This window comes from Enterococcus sp. PF1-24 (assembly GCF_029893325.1).
In the GTDB taxonomy this organism is placed as follows: Bacteria; Bacillota; Bacilli; order Lactobacillales; family Enterococcaceae; genus HY326.
Genome location: NZ_JARXWL010000021.1, coordinates 44,642 through 55,329 on the forward strand (window position 1 = coordinate 44,642; position 10,688 = coordinate 55,329).

The following is a 10,688-nucleotide window of genomic DNA, read 5'->3' on the forward strand; positions in this document are numbered from 1 at the left end:
AAAACTAGCTTTACTTAGATTTAAGACTATTATTTACTTCTATGAATTTTATATTGTTCAAAGTAAGTTACATTATTACGGCTTTTCACCCAAGCAAAAATACCCATTACGGTGGCTCCAAAGGTATTGGTAAATAAATCCCCCATGGTATCCATCACCGCCGCTCGACCAATTAAATCAATACCGCCAGTCAGTTGATAGCGTTGCAAGTTCATTTGGAAAAATTGATCGCAGAAAAACTCCCAAAATTCCCAAAAGACACCACATAAGCCGGCAAAAGAAAAGCCAAATAATAAAAATAGCCATGGACTTGTTTCAGATAACTTGGCTTTTTTCAAGAAAACACCACATAAGCCATAACCTAAAACGGTTAAAACCATCGGGCTGATACCATGTAAAATTTTATCCCAAAAAGGAATAATTGAAATTAAATGTAAACAGGTACCGAAAAAGACTGAGATAATCAGAAAGAACCAATAAAAAATGATAATCCCATCAGCAAAAACTAGCTTAAAAAGTTTTTTAGCGATGGTTGGCAAATAAATCAAAACGATACCCGCTAAACATTCAACCACAAAAATAATTCCTTGGCTGGTTGAATAGCGCGCAGTGATTAATTCATAAAGATTATAGCCTAATACTAAAAAGCCAAAAATCGTTAAAAAGAGTTGATATTTTTTCAGTTTATTATCCATTTTTATTACGCCTCGAAACTTTTCTGCATTTTTGCGACTGCGGATAATAAGTCAGCTTCATTTGTAAAGACTTGGCCATTTAGTTTTACTAGCCCTACTGTATAAAGATTTAAATAATGAAATTGATTTTCCGCAGTTTCTTGTAAAGCCGCTAATTTTTTACTGTTGGTCGCTCCTTGTTGACGCGTGTCTGTATACAAAGCTAAAACTGGGATTCCTTTGGCGTAAGCCACCCCGATTTCAGAAGCAACGCCGGCATCAATCGTGATGCCATCTAAGACCGCAATCATTAAATCACTTTCTAAAACTTTTTCAGTATCAGCTAAAGCTATCATTTTACTATCAGCGTAGGCTGTTTTATCATTAATCGCTTCGTTTTCTTGTGGTAAATAAACGTTAATTTCAGTGCTTAATTGGCGAATTTCTTCAACTAAATAAGCGTTATAACGTAAATCACTGGTAGCAAACATCGGTCCTGCAAAATAAATATTCATTATTATTATTCCTCCCAAAAAGCTGTGGTAAAAACAGCTTTACGATTTCTTTCTTAATATTATAACAAACTTTACTTCCTCTGACTAAAATTTCACTGGTATTTTTAGGGAAATTACGACTTATTAAGGAATTATCTGAAAAGCTTCATGAAAAACTCTTTTCAAGTCCCCAGAAGGTTGTTATAATCGTAAGTGCTGATTGCTCAAGAAATAGCTTCTATTATTAAAGAGTTATTTATGAAGCCGAACCAGAAAGTAGGATAATTATTAATGAATATGAATGATATGCAAAAACGGCAAAAGAAAATTCGTAACTTTTCAATTATTGCCCATATTGACCATGGAAAATCAACTTTAGCCGATCGGATTTTAGAAAAGACAAATACCGTAACTTCTCGTGAAATGCAAGATCAACTCCTTGATTCTATGGATTTAGAACGTGAACGTGGGATTACCATTAAATTAAATGCAGTTGAATTAAACTACACTGCTAAAGATGGCGAAACTTACATCTTCCATTTAATTGACACTCCTGGACACGTGGATTTTACTTATGAAGTTTCTCGAAGCTTAGCGGCTTGTGAAGGTGCCGTTTTAGTTGTGGATGCGGCTCAAGGGATTGAAGCGCAAACTTTAGCCAATGTTTATTTAGCTTTAGATAACGATTTAGAGATTTTACCCGTTATTAATAAAATCGACTTACCGGCAGCTGATCCTGAACGTGTTCGTAAAGAAATTGAAGATGTCATCGGCATTGATGCTAGCGAAGCTGTTTTAGCCAGCGCCAAAGCTGGTATTGGTATCGAAGAAATTTTAGAACAAATCGTTGAATATGTGCCAGAACCAAGTGGTGATCTTGAAGCACCTTTAAAAGCTTTGATTTTTGACTCAGTTTACGATGCTTATCGCGGGGTTGTTTTAAATATTCGGGTCATTGATGGCGTAGTTAAACCTGGCGATAAAATTCAGATGATGAGTAATGGCAAGACTTTTGAAGTTAGTGAAGTTGGGGTCTTCTCTCCTAAAGCCATTCAAAGAGATTTTCTGATGGTTGGTGATGTAGGTTATATTACTGCCAGCATTAAAACCGTTCAAGACACTCGTGTTGGTGATACCGTAACTTTAGCCAATAATCCAGCTACGGAAGCTTTAGACGGCTATCGTCAAATGAATCCGATGGTTTATTGTGGTTTGTATCCAATCGACACTTCTCGCTACAATGACTTGCGGGAAGCTTTGGAAAAATTACAGTTAAATGATGCAGCATTACAATTCGAACCCGAAACTTCGCAAGCTTTAGGCTTTGGTTTCCGTTGTGGATTCTTAGGTTTATTGCATATGGATGTGGTGCAAGAGCGTTTAGAGCGTGAATTTAATTTAGAGTTAATCACCACTGCCCCATCAGTAATTTATCATGTAAATAAAACCGATGGCAGCCAAGTAATCGTTGATAATCCTGCTGATTTTCCAGAACCGGTGACGATTTTAAATGTTGAAGAGCCTTATGTTAAAGCTCAAATCATGGTTCCAAATGATTATGTTGGGGCTGTAATGGAACTTTCACAACGAAAACGTGGCGAATTTGTTACCATGGATTATTTAGATGATTATCGTGTCAATGTAGTTTACGAAATTCCTTTATCAGAAATTGTTTTTGATTTCTTTGATAAATTAAAATCAAGTACCAAAGGCTATGCTTCCTTAGATTATGAAATGGCTGGTTACCGCCAAAGCAAGCTAGTTAAAATGGATATTCTGTTAAACGCTGAAAAAGTAGATGCTTTAGGCTTTATCGTTCACCGTGATTTTGCTTATGAACGTGGCAAACTAATTGTTGAAAAATTAAAAAAATTAATTCCACGCCAACAGTTTGAAGTTCCTATTCAAGCAGCAATTGGTCAAAAAATTGTTGCCCGTTCTGATATTAAAGCCCTGCGCAAAAACGTTTTGGCTAAATGTTACGGCGGCGATGTTTCTCGGAAGCGTAAATTATTAGAGAAACAAAAAGAAGGTAAAAAACGCATGAAACAAATCGGCTCTGTTGAAGTTCCACAAGAAGCCTTTATGGCTGTTTTAAAAATGGATGACGATGATATTAAAAAGTAAAAAGATTATAAAAAGCAATTCTTTTCTTAGAATTGCTTTTTTACTACTTGCAAAACGAACATACGTTTGTTATAATCTTTTTGAGGTGAACAGCATGATTTCAAAAACAGGAATTGTATCTAAAATCAAAATACTTAAATTATCCAAGTCCCCACTAATACGCTTTTCTCTAGATGATACCAATTGCTTGATTGCTGTTCATAGCCTCAATTTTTTTGCTGAAGTCAGCAATGGGATGCGTCTTACAATTACTGGTGATTTTAATCAACGACAACAATTTGTTGTGCGGAAATATTGTCTGCATAGTCAACCAGAAATTATTATTCAATTTGAAAAAATTGCTAGTTTAATGAATAAAGGCTAATCTTCAAACAGTTCCTCCCTGCTTGAAGATTAGCCTTTATTTTTTATAATTTATTGCGTTTAAAATAACTTTTCCTTTGTAAATCAAGCTTACGCCAGCAATATTCACTAATGTTTTTAGGACTTTGCCACTTTTTCATGGCGGTTTTTCTTAGCTGACAATCTAAAACAGCTGGTGGCTGAATATCTAATAAGCGATGCAGATTATTATTGCGATTGGCATAATTAAATGATTCACCATTAACTATAGCGGCTTCGATTTGCAACTGTTGATCTGCTGATTGCTGCTGATAATAAAGCGGATCACTAATAATTCGCCCTGCTTCTACCACGAAAAAATCATGGGGCGTTAAAAAGTTTCCTTGACTATCTAAAATAAACTCAGCATGAAAATCAGGCGTTAAACGTTTACGATTAAGCTTTTTGGCATCAAAGCGACTTCCTTTAATAAATTTATTGTGCAGGCGCCCCCGCTCACCAATCATCTTTTCACCAGCTAAACCACCGGCAACAGTTGTTGCCTGAACATAGTTAGCTAACGCAACTTCATCGCTATCCCCCAAAGTTTTAAAATAATTTCTGATATAGGCGATATTATGGCGATCAAGATACATTCGCAATTGATGAATGCTTTTAGGAAATTGCTGTTCTACTGCTGAAGTAGCTTTTTCATAATCAGCAACCAAACCATCAGGAAAAGCGGTTTGAACCAACTTGGCTAAATAAACAAAAAATTCGCTATGGGGCGGGATTTTTTCTCCGAACGTATGGGTACCAACTAGTTGCAGCATCTCAAACTGATCTATCTCAGCACCTAATTGCGCTAAAATCAATTTTAAGAGTATTCGACTGTTGTTAACATTCAATTCTTGCTGATTAATCATGCCTGCCAACATCTTCAGATAAAGTTCTGAACCTACCAGATAAGTATCAACATAGTTTTTTTGCAAAAAAACAGCTTGCTGAGATTGATTGACTGGCAAATCTGCAAAAAATACTTGGCAAGCCCCTTGATTCCAACCAGACTTTTGTAATTTTTGATAATAATATTGTAAATGTGGTTGATTATTTATTTCCTCTAACGACGGACTCATAAGCACCTCTCAATTAATAGCTAATCTTAAGTTCTTGGGGATTCATAACGGCGGTGCCAGCTATTTTTACTAATTGTTCACCGTTTTTTTCTGCTATAAAAACTTTAACTTCGCCGGCTTTACCAATAAATTCACCTTGATAAATCGTAACGGTTAAACTTTTTTCATTTGGATATAAATATTGTTGAAAATAAGCTCCCATCACACCAGAGGCAGTACCAGTTACCGAATCTTCAATCGTTCCCGAAAAAGGCGAAGAAAAATGGCGAGCAACAAATTCTTGTTTTTCTTTATCAATAATCGCAAAAGGATGAATCGAACTTCTAGGCATTTCTTTTAAAACATCAGGAAATTCTGCTGTCAAAGGCTGCATTTTTGCTAAAACAGCTTTACTTTTAACTGGCACTAACAAGGTCCATGAACCAGTATTGCCATATTCGATTGGCAACGTTTCTTCTAAATCAGTCGTTTCAATGCCTAAAACTGTACATAACGCTGCTTTTGATTGCTTAAAGGCAACTTGTTTTAAAGTATCTTGCTCCATGACGATTTGCTGGTTTTCATCAATAGTAATCTTTAACACACCCACACCAGTTTCAATCGTTAATTGCTGTTCAACTTTTCCTAGTTCACTTAAATAATGAACTGCCCCTAAAGTGGCATGGCCACAAAGAGGTGTTTCATGCCCTGGCGTAAAGTAGCGCAAGCGATAATCAGCCAGCTGACTTGGCAAAATAAAAACTGTTTCGTTAAAACCAACTTTTTTGGCAATTAATTGCATTTCGTCTTCAGTTAACTCATTTTCAACTAATAAAACCCCTGCTGGATTTCCTTGGTTCACTTCTTTAGTAAAAACATCCACTTGTTGCAATTGAATTATTTTTTCCGCCATAGTTTATTCTCCTTGCAAAATAGGTTTACCTTTTAAAAAGATGGTTGTTAAACATTTTATCATTTCTTCCATAGAAAAAAACTGTAAAATTCAATTATTTTCTCGAATTTTACAGTTTCAGTCTTTTAAATGCCTTTGTCTGCCATAAATGCTTCTAAATCAAGCATCGCTTGTTTAACGATTTCCGGGCTGATTTCTTCTTTCATAAAGTGAATTGTTTCATCTTCAATACAAGCTCTAGTGGCAACTGCCATGTATTCTTTTTCAGTTAAATGCATATTCATTGCGGCTAAAGAATGAGGTAACCCTAATTTTTGATAAAAAGGTAATAATTTTTCGATTTCATGCCATTTCATTTCAATCACTAATTGCACGAAAACACCGTAAGCCACTTTATTACCATGAAGTTGCTGATGACTGGCTGGCAATAAAGTCATAGCATCATGAATCGAATGAGCGCCAGCTGTTCTGCCATATTCATCCCCAAAGCCACCAACCATGCCGGCTAATAAGATATTCGTTTCTAAAACATTTAAGAAGGGCTGGCTGATTTCTTGTTTTTCCATGCTAGCTAAAGCCGCTTCGCTGTCTCTTAATAAAACTTCCTGACACTGCTGAGCTGCATATTCTGCCACCTTGACTTCAATCGGTTTGATTTCCAACTGGGCGATAATAGCATCTGCTTCGTACCATTTCGCTAAAGTATCGCCAATGCCAGCAACCATTAGCTCAACTGGCGATTCTAAAATTACTGCGGGTTCAATTAAAACTAAAGCGTTGCTGACAGGGAAAAATGCCAAACGCTCCATGACTCCATGGTCATCGTAAACAACACTTAAAGGAGTGTATGCCGCACAAGTTGCTGATAAAGTCGGCAACATAATAATTGGCACTTTGGCTAAATAAGCCGCCAACTTCCCGCAATCACTGACTTTTCCGCCACCAACCGCAATAATTCCTTGATATTTATTAGTTAAAACTAATTGAGCAAACTTTTCAGCTAACTCATCGGTGCAATTACCACCGTAATATTCATAATCTACCTCAAACTTTGATAAATCAGGAAAATAATTTTTCACGGCTGCCCAAGATTTTTCCCCATGCAAAACTAATAATTTTTTTAAATCACGACGCTTCAAATGATTAGGTAATTGTTGCCAAGCACCTGCTCCGCATTGATATTCTTGTGGTGCCCCTCTTACAATTAATGCTTGCTCCATTTTCAATCTTCCCCTTCAATTTGTGAATCTCACAAATTTATTCATTTAATTTGCAGAAATTTGCATTTTCTTTCAATTTATTCTTTTCCAATAATTAAATATATGATATTATAAATCACAACAAATGACAAATGTATTTTTATACAAAAAAGCGTAAATTTTATACCATTTCATAAAAAGGTCAAGTTTTGGCTTACAATTTCGTTTTTTTGACAAAAATCAGTTGTTCTTTTACTAAAGATAAGGAGTGAAACATATGAAAATTTTGAAAAAAATCAGTCGTAGCTTGATGATTGCTGTAATTTTACTTTTCTCTTTCCTACCATTAACAAGCGTTTCGGCTGAAGAAAGCGATCCTGTTTACCAGCGAATTATGGATAAAGGTGAATTAGTCGTCGGTTTATCTGCCGATTATGCCCCTTATGAATTCCATACAACCATTGAAGGCAAAGACACGATTGTTGGTTTTGACATTTCGATTGCTCAAAAAATCGCTGACGATTTAGGGGTTAAGCTAAAAATTGAAGAATTAGGTTTTGATGCCCTGTTAGGTGCTTTAAAAACTGGCAAAATTGATTTAGTTATTTCTGGTATGGCTAAAACTGCCGAGCGGGAAAAAGAAGTTAACTTTTCTGCTCCCTATATGACCGTTACCCAAAAAGTTTTAGTGCGAGCTGAAGATAAAGACAAATTTACTTCAACTGCTGATTTTGACGGCGTTGGTGTTGGTGCCCAAAAGCAAACCACCCAAGAAGAATTAGCGCAAAAAGAAATGACTGGTTCAAAAGTCACTTCTCTGCAAAAAGTTCCTGATTTAATTACCAATTTAAAAAGTAAAAAAATTGATGCAATTGTTTTAGAAGGGCCTGTGGCGGACGCTTATGCCCAAGCAAGTTCTGATTTGGCTGTTGCTGAAAAAATCGAATTTATTGACGGTTCTAAACAAACTGCGGTGGCGATTTCTAAAGACGCCCCTGTCTTACTTGAAAAAGTCGATGCTTCTATCACTTTAATTACGGAAAATCACCTTTTTGAAACTTATCAAGAAGAAGCTAATGGATTAATGTTTGGTAGTGATTCTGAAGAAAACCAAGCTGAAGATGAAGGTTTCTTGAAAAAATACTTACCTTATTATGTATCCGGTGCTGGTTATACAGTGCTTTTAGCTTTTGTCGGAGTACTTTTCGGTTCGATTTTCGGGGCGCTATTAGCCTTTATGAAGTTATCAAAAAACAAACTGATTCGCTTTATTGCTACGGCTTATATTGAATACGTTCGGGGCACGCCTTTATTGGTGCAAATTTTCATCGTTTATTTCGGTACCGGCGTGATTGGTTTAGAGTTATCTAAATTGATGGCTGGTTGTATCGCTTTATCACTAAACAGTGGTGCTTATGTGGCGGAAATTGTTCGGGCTGGGATTAATGCCGTTAACAAAGGTCAATTAGAAGCCGCTCGTTCATTAGGGATGAATCAAACGCAAGCAATGCAATATATTATTTTCCCACAAGCTATTAAAAATATTTTACCAGCTTTAGGAAATGAATTTGTAACAGTAATTAAAGAATCTTCTGTGGTTTCAGTGATTGGTGTATCAGAATTAATTTTCCAAACTGGCGTAGTTCAAGGAGCTAGCTTCAAGCCATTTATGCCTTATGTCATTGTTTCCTTAATCTATTTTGTTTTAACATTTGCATTATCTCGCCTATTAGGTGTTGCTGAAAGGAGAATGAGTACTAGTGATTAATGTAAAAAATCTGCATAAAACCTTCGGAAAAAACGAAGTTCTCAAAGGAATTGACTTAGAAGTTAAAGCTGGAGAAGTTGTCGTAATTATCGGCCCTTCTGGTAGCGGTAAAAGTACCTTTCTTCGCTGCTTAAATCTTTTAGAAGACCCAACCGATGGTATCATTGATTTTGAAGGTAAAAATCTGTTAGATAAAAGCGTTAATATTGATCAATTACGTCAAAAAATGGGGATGGTTTTTCAAAGTTTTAACCTGTTCCCCCATAAATCAGTTTTAGAGAATTTAACAATTAGCCCGATTAAAGTCAAAAAAGAAAATCCTGAAGTAGCGAAAAAAGCAGCTTTGGATTTATTAGAGCAAGTTGGCTTACAAGATAAAGCTGACAGCTACCCTGCTAGTTTATCAGGTGGTCAACAACAACGGGTAGCGATTGCCCGGGCGTTAGCTATGAATCCTGATGTGATGCTTTTTGATGAACCCACTTCAGCGTTAGATCCTGAAATGGTTGGCGAAGTTTTAGCAGTTATGCAAGCTTTAGCTGAAAAAGGCATGACCATGGTCGTGGTTACTCATGAAATGGGCTTCGCTCGTGAAGTTGCGGATCGCGTAATTTTCATGGATGAAGGCATTATTCAAGAAGAAGGCACACCAGCTGAAATTTTCGGTGCTCCAAAAAATCCAAGAACCCAAGACTTTTTAAGAAAAGTTTTATAAAATAGCAAGATGTAAACACCAGCTCGAAATTTTTCCAATTGTGGATTATTTCGAGCTGTAGGTGTATTGTAAAGAAAAAGTTTATTATAAAGGATGTGTTCGTTAATGACTGAACTAGAAGTTGCTGAACGTTTTAAAACGCCAGCTGAAAATTTATTAATGGAAATTGCCACTTTGGCCAAACAAATGACGGATTTAATTGATTTATCAATTGGAGATCCTGATTTAATTACCGACTCAGCAATTATTGAAGCTGCTTTTGCAGATGCTCAAGCGGGCCACACACACTACACTGCTTCAGACGGTAGTGCAGAATTTATTCAAAATGTTGTTGATTTTTATCAAAAAAAATACAATTTAATTTTCGAAACGACTCAAGTTCGTGGAACAGTTGGCGCCTTGCATGGTATGTATTTGGCTTTACAAGCGATTTTAAATCCTGGTGATGAAGTGATTATTCACGAACCTTACTTCTCCCCTTACAAAGATCAAGTGATTTTCGCTGGCGGAAAACCGGTTTTTATTCCTACTTTTGAAAAAGATGGTTTTCAGATTGATGTTGAAGTTTTGAAAAAAGCCATCACTAATAAGACTAAAGCGATTATTATTAACTCACCAAATAATCCAACCGGCGCAGTCTTTTCACCGGCAACTTTTAAAGCGATTGCTGATGTGGCGATTGAAAATGATTTGTATATTTTATCTGATGAAGTTTATGAAGCTTTTAGTTTTTATGAAGAATTTGTACCAATGGCGACTTTTGCGCCAGATCATACGATTACTTTTAGCAGTTTCTCGAAAGCTTTTGCTATGACCGGTTGGCGCATGGGTTATATGATTTCACCAGCTAATGTAAATAGCATCGCCAAATTAATCAATGAAAGCTTAACCTACTCTGCTCCGACAATTTCACAAAGAGCGGGAATTTATGCGTTACAACACGCTGATGAGTTAGTCCCGAAAGTCGTTGACGTTTTTAAAGAACGTTTAGAATACGTGGAAAAACGCGTTGCTGAAATTCCTTATTTAACTTTATCGCCTGTTAAAGGCACTATGTATGCTTTTATTAATATTGAAAAAACCGGCTTAGATTCAGTGGCTTTCGTTGAAAAAGTTCTAAAAGAAACAAAAGTTTTAATGATTCCTGGTAAAGCTTTTGGAGAAACGACTGGTGACGGCTATGTTCGTTTAGCAGCCACCCAAAGCCTTGATTGCTTAAAAGAAGCCTTTGATCGCTTAGAAAAATTGAAATTTTATCTAAAATAAAAGGGGCTGTGACATAAGTAAATTATGTTCGTAGTTTCAAAAAAAAGAAATTCTATGAAAACCATTATGTTTTTGTGGGATTTCTGTTTTTTTAGG

Annotated in this window: 10 protein-coding genes; 5 read left to right on the forward strand and 5 right to left on the reverse strand. The window is 36.1% G+C overall.

Translation table 11 applies throughout. The annotated features are described in order from the left end of the window. Window positions 1-29 precede the first annotated feature (29 nt). Together M2139_RS10030 and M2139_RS10035 are read right to left on the reverse strand one after the other, a co-directional pair. On the reverse strand, window positions 30-695 hold the full coding sequence (locus tag M2139_RS10030; protein ID WP_280738709.1) for a hypothetical protein: 666 nt from the start codon (window positions 693-695) through the stop codon (window positions 30-32). A gap of 5 nt (window positions 696-700) precedes the next feature. Then, complete coding sequence (locus tag M2139_RS10035; protein ID WP_280738710.1) at window positions 701-1,189, reverse strand: nucleoside 2-deoxyribosyltransferase; 489 nt, start codon at window positions 1,187-1,189, stop codon at window positions 701-703. Between the two features lie 270 nt (window positions 1,190-1,459). Between M2139_RS10035 and lepA the strand changes: the two genes are divergently transcribed. After that, a complete protein-coding gene (gene lepA, locus M2139_RS10040; protein ID WP_280738711.1) occupies window positions 1,460-3,295 on the forward strand; it encodes a translation elongation factor 4 in 1,836 nt (611 codons plus the stop codon). A gap of 94 nt (window positions 3,296-3,389) precedes the next feature. After that, complete coding sequence (locus M2139_RS10045; RefSeq protein ID WP_280738712.1) at window positions 3,390-3,659, forward strand: hypothetical protein; 270 nt, start codon at window positions 3,390-3,392, stop codon at window positions 3,657-3,659. A 43-nt stretch (window positions 3,660-3,702) separates the two neighbouring features. On the opposite strand, the gene M2139_RS10050 is transcribed toward M2139_RS10045, so the two are convergent. The 3 genes from M2139_RS10050 to M2139_RS10060 all read right to left on the reverse strand — a co-directional run bounded on the left by M2139_RS10050 (window position 3,703) and on the right by M2139_RS10060 (window position 6,864). Beyond that, entirely contained in the window at window positions 3,703-4,752 is a 1,050-nt protein-coding gene (locus M2139_RS10050; RefSeq protein ID WP_280738713.1) for a DUF3114 domain-containing protein, read from the reverse strand. A 13-nt stretch (window positions 4,753-4,765) separates the two neighbouring features. Further along, on the reverse strand, window positions 4,766-5,644 hold the full coding sequence (locus M2139_RS10055) for a PhzF family phenazine biosynthesis protein (protein WP_280738714.1): 879 nt from the start codon (window positions 5,642-5,644) through the stop codon (window positions 4,766-4,768). A 125-nt stretch (window positions 5,645-5,769) separates the two neighbouring features. Then, window positions 5,770-6,864, reverse strand: a complete 1,095-nt coding sequence (locus M2139_RS10060) for an iron-containing alcohol dehydrogenase family protein (protein ID WP_280738715.1) — start codon at window positions 6,862-6,864, stop codon at window positions 5,770-5,772. Window positions 6,865-7,120: 256 nt separating this feature from the next. On the opposite strand from M2139_RS10060, the gene M2139_RS10065 reads away from it, so the two are divergent. From M2139_RS10065 to M2139_RS10075, 3 genes are all read left to right on the forward strand, one after another. Beyond that, window positions 7,121-8,611, forward strand: coding sequence for an ABC transporter substrate-binding protein/permease (locus M2139_RS10065; protein ID WP_280738716.1), 1,491 nt, complete (start codon window positions 7,121-7,123; stop codon window positions 8,609-8,611). Beyond that, the gene (locus M2139_RS10070) at window positions 8,604-9,326 is read left to right on the forward strand and encodes an amino acid ABC transporter ATP-binding protein (protein WP_280738717.1); all 723 of its coding nucleotides are present in this window, start codon (window positions 8,604-8,606) and stop codon (window positions 9,324-9,326) included. The genes M2139_RS10065 and M2139_RS10070 overlap by 8 nt, the downstream gene beginning before the upstream one ends. A 105-nt stretch (window positions 9,327-9,431) precedes the next feature. Then, window positions 9,432-10,592, forward strand: coding sequence for a pyridoxal phosphate-dependent aminotransferase (locus M2139_RS10075; protein ID WP_280738718.1), 1,161 nt, complete (start codon window positions 9,432-9,434; stop codon window positions 10,590-10,592). The last annotated feature ends 96 nt before the right edge of the window (window positions 10,593-10,688 follow it).

Excerpts from the sequence above, each read along its gene's own strand:
- M2139_RS10035 (WP_280738710.1), bottom strand. The coding sequence starts at position 1,189 with ATGAATATTTATTTTGCAGGACCGATGTTTGCTACCAGTGATTTACGT.
- M2139_RS10030 (WP_280738709.1), bottom strand. The coding sequence starts at position 695 with ATGGATAATAAACTGAAAAAATATCAACTCTTTTTAACGATTTTTGGC.
- M2139_RS10045 (WP_280738712.1), top strand. The coding sequence starts at position 3,390 with ATGATTTCAAAAACAGGAATTGTATCTAAAATCAAAATACTTAAATTA.
- M2139_RS10060 (WP_280738715.1), bottom strand. The coding sequence starts at position 6,864 with ATGGAGCAAGCATTAATTGTAAGAGGGGCACCACAAGAATATCAATGC.
- M2139_RS10055 (WP_280738714.1), bottom strand. The coding sequence starts at position 5,644 with ATGGCGGAAAAAATAATTCAATTGCAACAAGTGGATGTTTTTACTAAA.
- M2139_RS10075 (WP_280738718.1), top strand. The coding sequence starts at position 9,432 with ATGACTGAACTAGAAGTTGCTGAACGTTTTAAAACGCCAGCTGAAAAT.
- M2139_RS10065 (WP_280738716.1), top strand. The coding sequence starts at position 7,121 with ATGAAAATTTTGAAAAAAATCAGTCGTAGCTTGATGATTGCTGTAATT.
- M2139_RS10050 (WP_280738713.1), bottom strand. The coding sequence starts at position 4,752 with ATGAGTCCGTCGTTAGAGGAAATAAATAATCAACCACATTTACAATAT.
- lepA (WP_280738711.1), top strand. The coding sequence starts at position 1,460 with ATGAATATGAATGATATGCAAAAACGGCAAAAGAAAATTCGTAACTTT.